This is a genomic window from Clostridium saudiense (assembly GCF_000577815.1).
Taxonomy (GTDB): Bacteria; Bacillota; Clostridia; order Clostridiales; family Clostridiaceae; genus Clostridium; species Clostridium saudiense.
This window is the reverse complement of record NZ_CBYM010000003.1, coordinates 151,172-167,378: the sequence shown is the minus strand read 5'-3', so window position 1 is coordinate 167,378 and position 16,207 is coordinate 151,172. Positions and strand designations below refer to the sequence as shown.

14 protein-coding genes and 1 pseudogene are annotated in these 16,207 nt (G+C 25.9%); 10 read left to right on the top strand and 5 right to left on the bottom strand.

Annotated elements, in window-relative coordinates; genetic code table 11:
* Window positions 1–61 precede the first annotated feature (61 nt).
* From TY07_RS03075 to TY07_RS03055, 5 genes and pseudogenes are all read left to right on the top strand, one after another.
* Entirely contained in the window at window positions 62–1,114 is a 1,053-nt protein-coding gene (locus TY07_RS03075; protein ID WP_042395153.1) for an ABC transporter substrate-binding protein, read from the top strand.
* A gap of 96 nt (window positions 1,115–1,210) precedes the next feature.
* Window positions 1,211–1,768: a DUF3867 domain-containing protein gene (locus TY07_RS03070; protein ID WP_042395150.1), complete on the top strand. Its 558-nt coding sequence runs from the start codon at window positions 1,211–1,213 to the stop codon at window positions 1,766–1,768.
* 243 nt (window positions 1,769–2,011) lie between these two features.
* On the top strand, window positions 2,012–3,568 hold the full coding sequence (locus tag TY07_RS03065) for an ABC-F family ATP-binding cassette domain-containing protein (RefSeq protein WP_042395146.1): 1,557 nt from the start codon (window positions 2,012–2,014) through the stop codon (window positions 3,566–3,568).
* A gap of 105 nt (window positions 3,569–3,673) precedes the next feature.
* Window positions 3,674–3,979, top strand: a pseudogene (locus TY07_RS03060) (alpha/beta fold hydrolase); the annotation flags it as partial.
* A gap of 27 nt (window positions 3,980–4,006) precedes the next feature.
* Window positions 4,007–4,627 (top strand): superoxide dismutase, encoded by a 621-nt coding sequence (locus tag TY07_RS03055; RefSeq protein WP_042395144.1) that lies wholly within the window; start codon window positions 4,007–4,009, stop codon window positions 4,625–4,627.
* Between the two features lie 162 nt (window positions 4,628–4,789).
* Here the strand turns inward: TY07_RS03055 and TY07_RS03050 are convergent, their stop codons facing one another.
* Window positions 4,790–5,284: an HdeD family acid-resistance protein gene (locus tag TY07_RS03050; RefSeq protein ID WP_042395140.1), complete on the bottom strand. Its 495-nt coding sequence runs from the start codon at window positions 5,282–5,284 to the stop codon at window positions 4,790–4,792.
* Window positions 5,285–5,540: 256 nt separating this feature from the next.
* Here TY07_RS03050 and TY07_RS03045 point away from each other — a divergent pair, with 256 nt between their 5' ends.
* The 3 genes from TY07_RS03045 (at window position 5,541) to TY07_RS03035 (ending at window position 8,348) form a co-directional block, all read left to right on the top strand.
* Window positions 5,541–6,182: a zinc-ribbon domain containing protein gene (locus tag TY07_RS03045; RefSeq protein ID WP_042395137.1), complete on the top strand. Its 642-nt coding sequence runs from the start codon at window positions 5,541–5,543 to the stop codon at window positions 6,180–6,182.
* Window positions 6,183–6,468: 286 nt separating this feature from the next.
* On the top strand, window positions 6,469–7,332 hold the full coding sequence (gene galU, locus TY07_RS03040) for a UTP--glucose-1-phosphate uridylyltransferase GalU (protein WP_042395132.1): 864 nt from the start codon (window positions 6,469–6,471) through the stop codon (window positions 7,330–7,332).
* Window positions 7,333–7,511: 179 nt separating this feature from the next.
* Window positions 7,512–8,348: an alpha-1,2-fucosyltransferase gene (locus TY07_RS03035; protein WP_042395129.1), complete on the top strand. Its 837-nt coding sequence runs from the start codon at window positions 7,512–7,514 to the stop codon at window positions 8,346–8,348.
* Window positions 8,349–8,438: 90 nt separating this feature from the next.
* Here the strand turns inward: TY07_RS03035 and TY07_RS17150 are convergent, their stop codons facing one another.
* Window positions 8,439–10,319, bottom strand: coding sequence for a glycosyltransferase (locus tag TY07_RS17150; RefSeq protein WP_052330590.1), 1,881 nt, complete (start codon window positions 10,317–10,319; stop codon window positions 8,439–8,441).
* Between the two features lie 222 nt (window positions 10,320–10,541).
* Here TY07_RS17150 and TY07_RS03025 point away from each other — a divergent pair, with 222 nt between their 5' ends.
* Window positions 10,542–11,498, top strand: coding sequence for a glycosyltransferase (locus tag TY07_RS03025; protein WP_042395126.1), 957 nt, complete (start codon window positions 10,542–10,544; stop codon window positions 11,496–11,498).
* Between the two features lie 199 nt (window positions 11,499–11,697).
* Here the strand turns inward: TY07_RS03025 and TY07_RS03020 are convergent, their stop codons facing one another.
* Window positions 11,698–12,915 carry a glycosyltransferase family 2 protein gene (locus TY07_RS03020; protein WP_052330589.1) on the bottom strand — a complete coding sequence of 406 codons (1,218 nt, stop codon included), beginning with the start codon at window positions 12,913–12,915 and terminating at the stop codon, window positions 11,698–11,700.
* A 109-nt stretch (window positions 12,916–13,024) separates the two neighbouring features.
* Between TY07_RS03020 and TY07_RS03015 the strand changes: the two genes are divergently transcribed.
* The gene (locus tag TY07_RS03015; protein WP_042395122.1) at window positions 13,025–14,305 is read left to right on the top strand and encodes an HAD hydrolase family protein; all 1,281 of its coding nucleotides are present in this window, start codon (window positions 13,025–13,027) and stop codon (window positions 14,303–14,305) included.
* A 75-nt stretch (window positions 14,306–14,380) separates the two neighbouring features.
* On the opposite strand, the gene TY07_RS03010 is transcribed toward TY07_RS03015, so the two are convergent.
* Together TY07_RS03010 and TY07_RS03005 are read right to left on the bottom strand one after the other, a co-directional pair.
* Window positions 14,381–14,812 (bottom strand): hypothetical protein, encoded by a 432-nt coding sequence (locus tag TY07_RS03010; RefSeq protein ID WP_042395119.1) that lies wholly within the window; start codon window positions 14,810–14,812, stop codon window positions 14,381–14,383.
* 129 nt (window positions 14,813–14,941) lie between these two features.
* Window positions 14,942–16,168, bottom strand: coding sequence for a helix-turn-helix transcriptional regulator (locus TY07_RS03005; RefSeq protein WP_042395116.1), 1,227 nt, complete (start codon window positions 16,166–16,168; stop codon window positions 14,942–14,944).
* Between the last annotated feature and the right edge of the window lie 39 nt (window positions 16,169–16,207).

The following is a 16,207-nucleotide window of genomic DNA, read 5'->3' as shown; positions in this document are numbered from 1 at the left end:
AGGTGAAATAATACTATAATACTAAGTAGATTGATATTTACATATGAAGGGAGTTTATTCTATGAAAAGAAATAAGATGAAATTAGGTGCTATATTAATAAGTATACTAATTACAATTGGAATATTCGCTGGTTGTGAAAGTAAAGCTAGTGAAGAAATAAATGTATTAAATTATGGTGCTAATGCAGCAGAAGGAGTTTATAAAGAATTCCAAAAAGCAACGGGAATAAAAGTAAATGAAAAAACTTTTGATGATATGCAGTATATGTATCAAGAGGTTGCTAGCGGAAAGGTAGATTATGATGTTATTTTAGTTTCGGATGATATGGCTGAAAAGATGATAAAAGAAGAATTGCTTCAAAAGATAAATAAAGATAATATACCTAATATAGTAAATATGAATGAAGGGGATATGGGTAAACCATATGATCTTAATAATGATTATACTGTACCATATATGAACGGTACAATTGGATTAATATATAATACTGAAGTTATTGATGAAGACATAACAAGTTGGAAGAGCTTATTTGATTCTAAATATAAAGATGAAGTATTTATGTTTGATAATATGAGAGATACAATTGGAGTAGCTTTAAAAACATTAGGATATTCATTAAATTCAACTAATGAAGAAGAATTAAAAGAAGCTGGAGAATTATTAATAAAGCAAAAGAAAGAATTAAATCCAACATATGGAGCAGATGAAGTTTTAGATTTAATGAGATCAGGGGAAAAATCTATTGCTATGATTTGGTCAGGAGAGGGATTAAACTTAGAAGCTGAAGACGATAGATTTAAATATGTAATTCCAGAAGAAGGTGCTGATTTCTGGTTAGACTCTTGGGCAATTCCTAAGTCTGCAAAAAATGTCAGCGGAGCAGAAAAATTTATAGATTTTATGAGTAGTAAAGACATAGCGTTAAGAACAGCTGATGAAATAGGATATACTACACCACAAAAGCAAGCTATGGAGGAACAAGCTGATGAAATTAAGAATAATGAAAATGCATATATGCCACAAGAAATATTAGATAAGTGTGAAGGATATAAGTTTTTAGATAAGGAGAATTTAGAATTATATCAAGAGGTTTGGATTAAAGTTAAAAGTTAAGATAATTAGATAATATTCACAATAATACTTTGTGGAAAAACTAGAGTGTATAGTATATAATATTTGTAAAAGGACATGAGCTTAGGAGGAGAGAATATGGATAAAATAATTGACTTTAATGAGCTTAAAAATAGAGTTAATGATAAAGATGTAGATCAATTTGAATCATATATTTATAGTTTATATTATAAGGTTGCTGAAGGTAAGCTATCTATGGCGGATTTTTCAAACCAATTAACTGAGTATATGGTACAAAATAACATTTCTCAAGATAAGTTTTTAAAAATGCAAACTAAACTTATGGAGAGATATGGAATAGATACTACAGGATTTGAAGAGCAACTTAAAAGTTTAGGCTTAAATAATATTTCAACTGATCCTAAAGATTATGAAAAAGTTAGAAGAACTTTAGGTTTTCAAGAAAAATATAAAGATAGACTAAAAGTAAAAGGTGCAACTGAATATACAATAAATAACGATAAAAATAATCTTACTATTCTTTTAGATGAACATAACGTTATTTTAAAAAGCCCAGGAAAAATAGATTTAGCGGACAATGAATTAAATGAATTTTTATGTTCATATAAAAAGACAGTTGAGAATGACGTGCTTAAGATTTCACTTTGTGAAGATACAAGAGAATATGATTACTAAAAATAGAAACAAATTTCTATTTATTTTAACTAAATTTTATGTATAATGAATAAGGGAGGTAGCCAATTTAAAGTGGCAAATTATAGGTGAAGTGTTATTAATTAAGCTTATGCTGTAAGTTTAATATATAATTTGAAATTGCCTAATTGCAACTAAGAGATTGGATACACCCTTATTTTAATGTAAAAAAATAAATTGATATAAATAAAGTTATTATAAATTTTACGTTGCTGGAGGATGAGGATGAGCGTTTTAACAGTTAAGAATATCAGCCATGGATTTGGTGATAGAGCAATTTTTGAAGATGTATCATTTAGATTACTAAAGGGAGAACATGTAGGTCTTATTGGAGCAAATGGTGAGGGTAAGTCTACATTTATGAATATAATTACTAGCAAATTAATGCCTGATGAGGGAAAAGTAATTTGGAGTAATAGAGTTAGAGTTGGTTATATGGATCAACATGCTGAACTTGCAAAAGGATTAACTATAAGAGATGTCCTTAGAAGTGCATTCCAATACTTATTTGACATGGAAACTGAAATGAATGAACTTTATGGTAGAATGGGCGAAATGGACGAAGATGAAATGAATAAGGCTTTAGAAAGAACAGCTGTTATTCAAGACATGTTAGATAATAATGGATTTTACGTTATAGATGCTAAGGCAGAAGAAGTTGCTAAGGGGTTAGGACTTTTAGATGTAGGTCTTGACAGAGATGTTACTGAACTTAGTGGTGGACAAAGAACTAAAGTATTATTAGGAAAGCTTTTACTTGAAAATCCTGATATTCTTTTACTAGACGAGCCTACTAACTATTTAGATGAAGCGCATATTGAATGGTTAAAGAGATTCTTACAATCATATGAAAATGCATTTATTTTAATATCACATGATATTCCATTCTTAAATTCAGTTATTAACTTAATTTATCATGTGGAAAATAGAAAGCTTACTAGATATGTTGGGGATTATTATGAATTCCAAAGAATTTACGAAGCTAATAAAGCACAATTAGAAGCTGCATATGAAAGACAACAAGCAGAGGTTGCACAACTTAAAGATTTCGTTGCTAGAAATAAAGCAAGAGTTGCAACAAGTGGTATGGCAAAGGCTAGACAAAAGAAGCTTGATAAGATGGAAATGATTGAACTTGCAGCTGAAAAACCAAAGCCAGAATTCAATTTCTTAAAGGGAAGAACTTCAGGTAAGGTTATATTTGAAACTAAAGATTTAGTTATTGGATATAATGAGCCTTTAACTAAACCTCTAAATCTTTATATGGAAAGAGGACAAAAGATAGCTTTAGTTGGAGCAAATGGGCTTGGTAAGACTACACTTTTAAAGAGTTTAATGGGAGTAATTCCTTCATTAGGTGGAGAAGTTAGTTTAGGTGAATATCAACAAATTGGTTATTTCGAACAAGAAATAAAAGAAGCTAATTATAATACTTGTATTGAAGAAGTATGGGAAAAGTTCCCTTCTAAGACTCAATATGAAGTAAGATCAGCTCTTGCTAAATGTGGTTTAACAACTAAGCACATTGAAAGTAAGGTATGTGTATTAAGTGGTGGAGAGCAAGCAAAGGTAAGATTATGTAAGCTTATTAATGAAGAAACAAATATCTTAATCCTAGATGAGCCTACTAACCATTTAGATGTTGAAGCTAAAGAGGAATTAAAGAGAGCTTTAAAGGAATATAAGGGAAGTATTTTACTTGTGTGCCATGAGCCTGAGTTCTATAAGGATGTTGTAACAGATATCTGGAATTGCGAGGAGTGGACTACTAAAGTTGTATAGTAGAGTTATATTAAGAGTTAGTGTAAAAGCTAGCTCTTTTTTATTTATAAGACGAATTGTCAAGCTAAGTGTTGCACTTAGCTTGACAATTCGTCTTATAAAAAGGTTAGCAAACCTTTTATGGAATGGTTTTTTCAATTAGGTTTACAAGCTGCTGGTTGGTCAACAGCAAAAGTTGCTAATACTTGGTTAGATGAAGAAGCTTTATTTGATGATATGAAAAACATAGAGATTGAAACATTAATTTTACATGGTATACATGATAAAGTTTGTTTATTTCCTTTGGCTTTAGAGCAAAAAAAGTTAATAAAGAATAGTAAATTAGTAAAATTCATGAACAGTGGACATGCCACATTTTATGATGAGAGAGAGAAATTTAATGAAGAGTTAGTTAGGTTTATTGAGGGATAGATTATTAAGTAGGGAGGAAGGTATAAAGTGAAATATGATAAGCTACCACTACAATATAAATTTGACCAATTAGAACCATATATTGATTCAGAAACAGTATGTATACATTATACAAAGCATTTACAGGGATATGTTGATAAATTAAATAAGGCACTTGAAGGATATGAACAATTTACTAATGGTAAAACATTAGAGGAGATACTTTTTAATATTGAAAAAACTCCTATAGAAATAAGAAAAGATATAATAAGGCAAGGTGGTAGAGTAGCCAATCACAATCTTTATTTTTCTATCTTAGATAGTAAACCTAAAAAATATCCAACTGGGCAATTATTAAATGAGATAAATAGAAGGTTTGGAGATTTTAGTGCATTGAAAGAGGAATTATCAAATAAATCAATAAATCAATTTGGAGCTGGTTATGGATGGCTTGTTATAGATAAAAAAGGAGAACTTGATGTAATATCAACATCAAATCAAGATTCACCATTAATGTTTAAAATGAGACCTATACTAACAATTGATATTTGGGAGCATGCATATTATTTAAAATATAAAAACTTAAGAGCTCAATATGTAAAAAATATATGGAATGTGATAGATTGGAATAAGGTAGAGGAAATATATTTAAAAGAGTGTTCTAAGTAATGGGAATAATATTATTGTATGAAAACACTTAGATTTATTAGCAGGATTAATATTGTATAATAAGATTAAATAAAAATTTAATTTTAACTAATATAAATAATAAAAGAAGTTAGAAATTACCTAACTTCTTTTATTATTAAAAAAGTTTTTTAAAAGTCATAATTAAATTTTAAATCCTAAATAAATTTCGCAAATAGCTGTAACTATAAAGAAAATACCTATAATATAAGGTGTAGCTAATATTGCTATAAAAGGATTAAATAATATCAATAATCCTAAAATGAATAAAAGAATTATATATACTGTATGAAAGTTAAATCCTAAATTTTTATATTTAATTGCCATAATGAATAAGTAAATTCCTCTAATAAGTGCCCATAAACCAAAAAATAACGCAATTGTGTCAATTGTTTCTGCAGGAGAGAAGCAAAGAAGCAATCCAAATAAAATTGAAATTGTTCCATTTACAATCAAAAAAACATTGTTCATAGAAGTAAAGGACCTAATAATTGCAAATATTCCAGCTACAATTATTAATACTCCACAAATATTAATAAAGCTTGAAAATGTACTAAATGGATTAATGAAAAATAAAACACCTATTATTCCAAATAGAATTCCTTCAATAATAAATAGATATTCTAAAAGTTTTTTCACAAATATCACTCCCTTAAATTTTTGATTATGAAATATATCTTTAGTTTGTGATAAATTTGTAATATTATATATAAATTTTTTGTTTAAATATAATTACAAAATTATTAAGAGAAATAACTTCTTTTTGCAATTATTTAATTTTATGATAATATTAGTTTAATAGAATATATATATTATGTTAAGAAAGCACACTTATAATATGATAAAGTTCTATATTGTAGGAATAAGAAAGTAAAATGTTAAATGGAGGTACAGTGTGATAAAGAGAACATGTAAGCAGTGTGGAAAAGATTTTACTCTTACTGATTCAGAAGTTAATTTTTATAAAAGTAAGGATTTAGATATTCCAAAAAGATGTAGTGAGTGTAGAAAGAAGAATAAAGATAATAACAATAATGTAAATAAGGATAATATAAATAATTTTGATATAAGCAATAAACAAGAAAATAATAACTATAGTAATAATAGAAGTTACAACAACAATAATAATAATAAAAAGAAATATACATTTGGAAGTGTTATAGCTGCAGGATTAGTTGTTATACTTTTACTTGTTGGTAAGGTATTTAATATAACACCTAATTGGGGAGAAATATTTAATACAGCTCAAAGTGAGCAAAGTAGTAACGTATCCCTTGAATTTAGAAATGAAGCTTTATGGGAAGATCACTTTTTAAAGCATAGAAGTGAGTTTGGATATTCTACTAAAGAAGAGTATTTAAAAGGGGCAAATGAAGTTATTAATTCTGCAACATCTTTACATAAGTTTGAGGCTGAAGATAATGATGAAATTTACTATGATGAAAGTAAGAATGAAATTGTTTTTGTATCATCTGATGGATATATAAGAACTTATTTTAGACCTAGTGAAGGAATTAATTATTATAATAGACAATAGAAGAAATAAGTAAATTTATATATCTTGAGAGGTATAAATTATTTTATTTAAATTAATATTTTGGCAATTAAAAATAATAGAATATTGAAATTGAGGAGTTATATCATGAATTTGGTATAGCTCCTTAATTTTTATTTTTAGTTAATTAAATTGCTATAAGAAAAAGTAAACAGAAATAATTTATTTTCATAGAATAGAAAGGAGAAGTTTAAGTTAATATTTATAAATTTAAATATATGAAAAATTAGGATAATAAAATATTTTATTAGATGGGGGAATTGAGAATATGAAAGTTAGAAAAGCTGTAATACCAGCTGCTGGTCTTGGTACTAGATTTCTACCAGCAACTAAGGCACAACCTAAAGAAATGTTGCCAATAGTTGATAAGCCAACGATTCAATATATTATAGAAGAAGCAGTTGATTCTGGAATAGAAGAAATATTAATAATAACAGGAAGAAATAAAGAATATATAGAAAATCATTTTGATAAATCTATAGAATTAGAAATGCAGCTTGAGAGGTCAGGAAAACTTAAAGAGTTAGATATAGTAAGAAAGATATCTAGTATGGCAGATATACATTATATAAGACAAAAAGAGCCAAAAGGATTGGGTGATGCAGTTTCTTGTGCAAAATCCTTTGTTGGTAATGAACCTTTTGCAGTAATGCTTGGTGATGATGTTATAGATAGTGAAGTTCCATGCTTGAAACAATTGATGAATTGTTTTAATGAGTATAAAACATCCATATTAGGAGTTCAAAAGGTAAATGAAAATGACGTGATGAAGTATGGAATAATAAAGGGATTATATATAAAGGAAAACGTATATAAAGTTAAAGTGCTTATTGAAAAGCCTACTATAGATGAAGCTCTTAGTAATATTGCGATTTTAGGAAGGTATATAATAACACCTCAAATATTTGAAGTTTTAAATAATGTTAAGCCAGGAAAAAATGGAGAGATACAATTAACAGATGCATTACAACAATTAATATCTATTGAAGCAATGTATGCATGTGAGTTTGTTGGTAATAGATATGATGTAGGAGACAATTTAGGGCTTTTACAAGCTAATATTGAATTTGCTTTAAAGAGAGGAGATCTTAGAGAAAAACTTGTGAAATATATTAAGATGTGTAAGTTATAAAAAATAATTTAGATTTTAGATTAGAGTAGGAAAAGTTCTGTATCGAAATTTATTATTCTCATTTAAATCTAAAAAAATAAAATATAAATTACTATGGGAGGACTTTATATTTTTTCTCTAAAAAGCATAACTAAAAGGATAATTAATTAGATATTAAAAATAGTGTTAGGAGAAATAAAATGATAATTGTTAGGGTAATGGGTGGAACGGGGAATCAAATGTTTCAATATGCATTAGCTAGAAAGCTTAAAGAAATGAATAAGTATGTAGTTTTAGATATAAGTGCATATAAAACATGGGAATTTAGATATGATTTTTGTTTAAATAGAATTTTTGATATTAATAAAGATATTTATATTACAGAAGATCCAAATGAATTTATTATAAAGAATTGTAGAAATATAAAAATTATTGATTGTGAAAATCAACCTTATTATAATGCTGATATATTAAATTATGATAATGTTTATTTAAATGGATATTGGATGAGTGAGAAATATTTTAAAGATATAGAAAAAATACTAAGAAAAGAGTTTATATTTAAAAATACATTAGATAAAGAAAAAAGTGAATTAGTTAATGAGTTAAAAAACACAAATTCAGTTGGAATACATGTAAGGAGAGGTGATTATCTTCAAGGTAATGCTGCAAATATATTTACAGGAATAACTACAAAAAAATATTATGATAATTCATTGAAGTATATTAAAGAAAAGGTAAGTAATCCTCAATTTTATGTTTTTACTGATGATAGAGAATGGGCTAAAGAAACATTTAAAAATACAAGTGTAAAAGTTATTGATGTAGCTATAGATAAGACTAATTATACTAATATACAGATTATGAGTAGTTGTAAGCATAACATATTAGCAAATAGCACAGCAAGTTGGTGGGCAGCATGGTTAAATAATAATAAAAATAAAATTATTATAACTCCTGATATATGGCTTAATCAAAAAGAAGCTAATATGGATGATATAGTTCCTCATGATTGGATTAGAATAAGTCATATTTAGTAAATACTAATCAAAATAAAAAGCTATAGAGTAAAAAAAAATTAGTTAAAATACTCTATAGTTTTTCTATTTAATACATATATTAAAAGTTTAATCGTTTAATAGAAACATATATGGATCCATTTCTTTTGATAAAGTTAAATTCATATCATCTTGCAATATAGTATTAGTTGTATTACTATTGCCTTCCGGATTAGTTGAATTTCCAACATATCTATACCTAACTAAAATAGAATCTATAAATCCTATTCTACAGCCATTTCTAGTAAGCTGTAAAAATCTAGGTAAATCTTCGAGTAAAACATAACTTTCATCATATAATCCATAAGTATCTATGGTTGAACGTTTATAGGAAAGACCTGGAGCAGGGAAGAAAGAGCCTCTAAATCTAAGAATTGATTTAAAACAATCAATTGCCAATCCATTAATAAAAGAAGTATGCAGTGGATTTGGACTAGTCCAATAGAACTTATTAGGATCCTCATCTTTAAAACAAGCTATTCTACCAACAGTTACCCCATATTCAGGGTTATTTTCATGGAATTTTACAATATCACTTATGGTATTTTCTGAATAAAATAAATCATCATCAGATAAATATACTAGATAATCTCCATGACTCAATTTAATTGCATTATTTATATTTTTTACTGTTTTTAAATTTTTTTCGTTATAATGAATTACATAGTTAGATATATTACCGGTATTATTTTGATTAATATAATTTTCTAAATCAGTTTTAGAAAAATTATCTGAATGATCATCAGATATTATTATTTCAATATTAGGGTAAGATTGATTTAAAATAGAATCTAAGCATTGTTTTATATATTGAAGTCTATTATAGGAAAGCAGTAATATACTTACTAATTTTACATCTGTTTTTTTTGTAGTATTGGCATTGAGTTTTGATTTTATAAGAGAATCTAATTTTTTGCATTGTTTAATCCAGTTAAAATGAATATTACTATATTCCTGTATTCCGTAGCAAACACTTTTTAGTCTATTTTCATCATTACAAACTTTAACTAATACATTTGATAAATTTTCAATATTATCAATTTGAAAATTACTTCCGAATAGGCCAAAGTTTGTTATATCATTAAAGCAATGAACATTACTAGAAACTATATAACAGCCGTTAGAGGCAGCCTCAGGAAAAACATTTGGAAATCCTTCAAATCGTGATGGTAAACAAAAGACTTTAGCATTTTCATATAGTTTTTTTAATTCATATTTATCAGAGATAGGGCCAACAAATTCTATTCGATCTCGCGCTTGGGGGCATGTTGCTAATAAATTTTCAGTATAATTTATTAACCAATCTTCACAAGGTCCTACTAATTGTAATTTCCAATCTGGAATTTTATCAGTTATAGAAATAAAGGCTTGTATCAATATTTCAGTAGCTTTAGAATAGTCACCTAATCTTCCAACAGTGAGTATAGTATTTTTTTTATCTTCATATTTCACTATATTATTATTTCCAGTAAAATCATAATAACCTTGAGTTAAATAGCTAGCCTTATAGGGCCAAGTACTATTTATAATATTTAATAAATGATAGGATTCTACAGTAAAAATATCAATTAATGATAAATTGTTTTTCAAATTTTCATCAACATTAATTGTAGATAACCAATATGGATTGAAATCCGTTTTTAAATATACCAATCCATTAGGATTTAGTTTTTTATACTTCTTTATTATTGAAATATTAAAATTATAATATCCCACAAGCATTAATACATCAGTATTTATTAAATAATCATTAACTTCTTCATCGCTAGAAACTATTTCAATTGGTAGATTGTCTAGATATTTTTTAGCATCAGAAAAATCATTTTTTTCAAAGGTAATAATTTTAGAATTATATTTGAAATATTTTCTTAAAATAAAAGGAATAAGACAAATGTCTTTAGTTAAAGCAGAACTATCTAAATTAGGCCAATAGAATGTAAAATTTAACATAGTTAACCTCCTGAAATTTGGTAATTAAATATAGAAAAAATATTATATTAATCATATTATTTTAAATTAATAAATTAGAGATATAATAAGTTTTTTTATATATAGCTTTTTATAATATATTCAAAAATCTAATTAATGGTTAAAAGTGCGGTGTGTAACATTAGGGTTAATTATTAAATAGTATGGTTATAAAATAATATAGAATAAATATAGGAGATAGCTATGAATCGTATACTTTTTTTATGCCCATGTGATAATACGCCATATGGAGGAATACATGTAATTTATGAAAATGTAGATATATTAAACAAAAATAATTTTAATGCATATGTTTTACATGAAGTCGATAATTTTAGGTGCACATGGTTTGCAAATAATACTAAAATACTTTATTTTAAGGATGTATTAATAAATTTTGAGAATGATATTTTAGTAATACCAGAGATATATGGCCCAAATATATTAAATATAGTTCCAGGAGTTAAAAAGGTGATTTTTAATCAAGGGGCATATCTTACATTTAGTAGATTTGGTGCTAATTATAATGAGAAAAGTCCATATTTAAGTGATGAAATTATTGGTATAATATCAATTTCACAAGATAATAAAGAATACTTAGAATATACATTTAAAGGTAGAATAATTAATAGAATTATAAATTGTATAGAGTATTATGGTATTAATCCTAATTATGAATCTAAAAATAAGGTGATTAGCATTATTGAAAAAAATAATATACAAGATTTTATACAAATAATAAATATTTTAAAAATAAGAGATAATTTAAAGGGGTATACCTTTGATATAATTAAAAACGAAACACACCAAAATGTATTACAAAGATTAGAAAAAAGTAAAATTTATATAAGTTTATCTGATGAAGAAGGGTTTGGATTATCAGCAGCAGAAGCAATGGCTATGGGGTGCGTTGTAATTGGTTATCATGGCCAGGGAGCAAAGGAATATTTTAAAGAGGAGTTTTCTTATAGGGTTGAGCAGGGAGACGTTATAGATATATGTAAAAAAGTTGAAGAAGTTATTGAATTAATAGAAAATAGAAATGAAGAATATTTGAGTAAAGTTAAAAAGGCAAGAGAATTTATTTTGGCTAATTATTCAAAAGAACAGCAAGAAAAATCAGTAGTGGAAACTTGGACAGATATTTTAACAAGACTTTAGTAATAGGATATACACTATAGAGTAATGAAGAGAAAGGTTCCTCTATAGTGTATATCAATGTTATTAAATATATTGAAAAGTACCTTAATATTTTTATAAGGATTAATAAATACATTATATTGAAAAATTATATATTTATCTAATTTTTTAAACTAGGAATTTATTATATCCTTAAATTATTTTTTTATTATATTTAAAATTAGCACTTCATATAAAAGTTAACTACACTATCACCATGAGAAAATTTCCTAGTTATTATGAAGTTATTCATGGTCATGTAATCATGGAATAAAGATAAATTCTTTGCATTTTCTGCATTAGGATCAGTATATAAGGTTGAAGAAATAAATAAAGCAAGATTCCTAGAAGCTTTTAAAGCTTTTAAAACTAAATTTTTAGCATTAATATCTGTCAAAAACTTATCACCATTATTTATTAAAATGTAATCAAAACCATCTCCTAAATTATCTTCTAAACTAAAAGTTTTATGAAGTTTTGATGCTACTTTATAGGAACCACTGGAGGAATTTCCAATATAAAAATCAAGATTTTTTCTATAAAACTTAAGCATTAATCCATTAACTCCACAATTTCCATATACATCTAATACTTTTAAGTTTTCTTTTTCAGGAACTAATGATAAGTAAGATAAATTAAAATGTACATCAGTAATATTGATATCCCATTTACTTTCAAATTTCACTTTATTAGTTTCCATTATATTTGCATATGAACTATTTTTATTAAATGAAGCACTTCCATAATGATGAACAAAAGTATCTCGACATAATAAAACTTTATATCCAGAGAGTATTATTCTGAAACAATAATCATCATCTTCAAAGTTTCCGGGAAAATAATCTTCATCAAGCAATCCAACTTTATTTAAAACCGATCTTTTAATAAGCATACAATATCCAACAACCATAACCCTTTCTTCCCAGCGTGTTTTATTACTTATATTAATTTGAGATGCAAAGTTTTGCATTTCATCAAGTGTATTATAGTTAACAGGAATGCTTTGCCAATAGGAAGAAGAGTTAGTAACAGGGCTAACAGCTCCTATATTATCATTACTATATAAGGCAATTTTTAAATTAGTAAGCCAGTTTTTAGTTACTACAATATCATTATTTAAAAGTAAAATATCATTCATAGGATTAGCAAACTTTATTCCATCGTTGCAACCACCAGGAAATCCATTATTAGTAGTATTTAATTGAAGTTTTATATCATATTGAAGCTTTAGCCAATTTGTTGTTTCTTCATTTGAATTATTATCAATAACAATAATTTCATAGTTTTCATTAGAGGTATATTTCCTAATACTTTCAATACATTGTTTAGTATAGTTTAGGTTATTATAGCTTAAAATAATAATGCTTGTACCAGGATAATCATTTATATTATCAATCATAAGTTCTCCTAAAATATTAATAATAAATATGATATGAAAATACTGCTCATTTATTGTCTAAACTAAAAGTAAATGTTATAGTTTAAATAAAAAAAGATGGAGGGAAATAATGAAGACAAAGTTAACAGCACTTCCACCTATAGGAATGCGTATTATTAAATCATCAATTGGAGTACTGTTAGGATTTATTATTTATTTAATTAGGGGAAGACAAGGGGCTCCTTTTTACACCGCGTTATCGGTATTATGGTGTATGCAGCCATATACAAGTAATGCAAAAGCTAATGCTATTCAAAGAACAATAGGAACATTTATAGGCGCGTTTTTTGGACTAATAATGATATTAGTAGAATTTTATTTATTGCCATTAGACAATGAGTTAATAAGATATATTTTAATATCAATACTAATAATACCAGTAATATATACAACGGTTATTATTAATAAAAAAAATGCTTCATATTTTTCATGTGTTGTATATTTGAGCATAGTAGTAAATCATCTTACTGATACTAATCCATATTTATTTGTTATAAACAGAATCTTAGATACAATGATAGGGATAATTTTAGCATTAATAATAAATACAGCAAGAATTCCACGAAAGAAAAATAAAAATGTTTTATTTGTATCTGAGTTAGACAAGGTATTATTAAATATGCAATCAACCTTAACACCATATAGTAAGGTTGAGTTAAATAAAATGCTTGATGATGGAGCAGAGTTTACAATAGTAACAATGAGAACACCAGCAGCCTTATTGGAGGCGTTAAAAGATATAAGAATAAAATTACCAGTTGTAGCTATGGATGGAGCTATGCTATTTGATATAAAGAATAATAGATGTTTGAAACTATATAAAATGAGTTATTTAGAAAGCAAAGAGTTGATTAATTTATTTAATGATGGAGGGTTGCACTGCTTTGTTAACGTAGTAGTAGAGGATTCAGTATTAATATATTATGGAGATTTCAAAAATGAAGCAGAGGAGACTATATATAAAGAATTGAGATATTCGCCATATCGTAATTATATAAAAGAAGAGCTACCAGAAAGGTATGGTGCTGCTTATTTAATGACCATAGATAAAAGTGAAAAGATAGATGAAATACATAAAGAATTAGAATTAAAAGGATATGTAAATAGATTTAAGGTTTTAAAGTATCCATCGGAAGATTTTAAAGGATATTCATATATAAAAATATATAATAAAAAAGCTAATAAAGAAAATATGATAGATGAAATAAGGAAGATGATTAATGTTGATAAAATAATTAGATTTGAAACTACTCAAGAATCAACAGGAGTAATAATAGGTAAAAATGATTCAAATGAGATGGTTAAAAATTTAAAGAAGATATATGAACCTTATTTTTGGGAGAAACAATAAAAAAGTTATTTTTATAAAGGGTGTATAAATTTGATTAAATTAAATCAGAGTTATTTATACATCCTTTTTAACAGTTTATACAAAAGTTTCACCTGATTTATTGGCTTTATCAATTTCAGATAAGGCATGTACTCTAAGCATGTTAATTATAATTGAAAAAAAGTAAGCATAATATAAGTTTTCATGAGGGGTTAAATTAGTATTTTGTGATAATAAATCATTTTGCAGTTTCTTTTCTTCTAATCTGTCAGAAGCAACAATGAAGAGTAGTGCATATCCAACTAGTATTAATTCAGCACCCAGTAAGGTAACAGAGGAAGCTGTTTCCCCAGTATTATTCATATCCAAACTATCTAAAATATCTATGTTAGCTCCATGAATGAATAAAAAATATCCAATTACTAATAATGAAGATCCAAATTTTTCGAGTGTTGCAAATTTAATATCTAATTGTTTAAAATATTCATCTAATTCCTCATTTCTATTTTCATTTTTTTTATCTTTCAATTTAATATCCTCCATAGGGCAGTTTTTATGAAGATATCATATTATATCAATATATGATTTATAAAGTTGTTTTGTACAATACAACTTTATAAAAAAGAAAAAGGAGGTTTGTCCTCCTTTTTCACATTATTACAAGAATAAAGCATCTTTGTAACGTCTATTAATAATATAATAGTTTTTTAGTAACTCGTTAAATACCTTTTTCAACTCAACTAGTTTTGTTATATTAGTATTTATCTCACTTAATAAATTTCCCCACAATGGATTTTTATTGTAATTATTATCTTCAATAAATAATTTAAATAAATCATAAATTAATTTAGAATTGTGCTCACCAATATGTTGAATAGTTTTTGGATTATTTAAATTAAGTATAGCTTTATTTAATAATTCTTTATTTTCTAATGAAAAATAAATTAAAGACTCAATGACGCTATCAGGAATTATCAATCTATGATCAATTAAGCCTTTATTGTAAGATAAATATTCAAGAGCTTTATTGAAGTCATTTAAGCGATAATAAGCCCAAGCAAGAATTGAGTTAAGATGTTCAAGAAAGTAAATGTTTTTAAATTTTTTAGCCATATTTAAAGAAATTTCTAGATAGTTAATAGCATCACTATAATTATCTAGCATAAAATAAACCTCTGCAATCTTTTCATATGATGACATAATGCTTATAATATTACCTTCCGCAACATATAAATCTAAAGCTTTATTGATTGAGTCGTAAGCCTTAATAGGATTATTTTCAATTCTATATGCATATGATAACCAAAAATAACAATGGCCAGTTTCTTTAAGCGATAAAGCTTCTTGAATAAGTTGTTTACCGTGGATTTTATTATTAGAAAGTATTAATATATCAATTCCTGCATAGAAATTATATATATACTTTTGTTTGGCAGTTAGCAAATCAAAAGATGATAAAATCATATTTTTAGAATACTCAAACTTATCTCTGTTTGGAGTGGATGAGTACCTAGCTAATTTTGCTAAAAAGTAATCAAGTATCAAAGGCGAAGCTATATATTTATCTTCATCTTTTTCTAGATTATCAAATAATTTGTTAGTATAATCAAATTCATTATAATTTAGGTTAGTAAAAAAATCATTTAAGTATTTTTTTCCTTTTAGTAAAAATTCATCAGAATCATAAAATTTTAAACCGAGCCTATCAAAAATAACTGAAATTACGTCTTCACTTGGTAATAATTCACCATTTTCTATTCGACTTAAATATGAGGGAACACAAATTCCTTTTGATAATTGCTTTTGACTAATGTTTTTATTTATTCGATTTAATTTAATTATAGATCCAATTATTTTTTTACTATTTACATATTTATCAATCATTTATTAATCCTTTCAACCATAGTTAAAATTAATTTTTAT

Coding starts and splice junctions, on each gene's coding strand:
- TY07_RS03075 (WP_042395153.1), top strand. CDS start 62: ATGAAAAGAAATAAGATGAAATTAGGTGCTATATTAATAAGTATACTA.
- TY07_RS03070 (WP_042395150.1), top strand. CDS start 1,211: ATGGATAAAATAATTGACTTTAATGAGCTTAAAAATAGAGTTAATGAT.
- TY07_RS03065 (WP_042395146.1), top strand. CDS start 2,012: ATGAGCGTTTTAACAGTTAAGAATATCAGCCATGGATTTGGTGATAGA.
- galU (WP_042395132.1), top strand. CDS start 6,469: ATGAAAGTTAGAAAAGCTGTAATACCAGCTGCTGGTCTTGGTACTAGA.
- TY07_RS03035 (WP_042395129.1), top strand. CDS start 7,512: ATGATAATTGTTAGGGTAATGGGTGGAACGGGGAATCAAATGTTTCAA.
- TY07_RS17150 (WP_052330590.1), bottom strand. CDS start 10,319: ATGTTAAATTTTACATTCTATTGGCCTAATTTAGATAGTTCTGCTTTA.
- TY07_RS03025 (WP_042395126.1), top strand. CDS start 10,542: ATGAATCGTATACTTTTTTTATGCCCATGTGATAATACGCCATATGGA.
- TY07_RS03020 (WP_052330589.1), bottom strand. CDS start 12,915: ATGATTGATAATATAAATGATTATCCTGGTACAAGCATTATTATTTTA.
- TY07_RS03015 (WP_042395122.1), top strand. CDS start 13,025: ATGAAGACAAAGTTAACAGCACTTCCACCTATAGGAATGCGTATTATT.
- TY07_RS03005 (WP_042395116.1), bottom strand. CDS start 16,168: ATGATTGATAAATATGTAAATAGTAAAAAAATAATTGGATCTATAATT.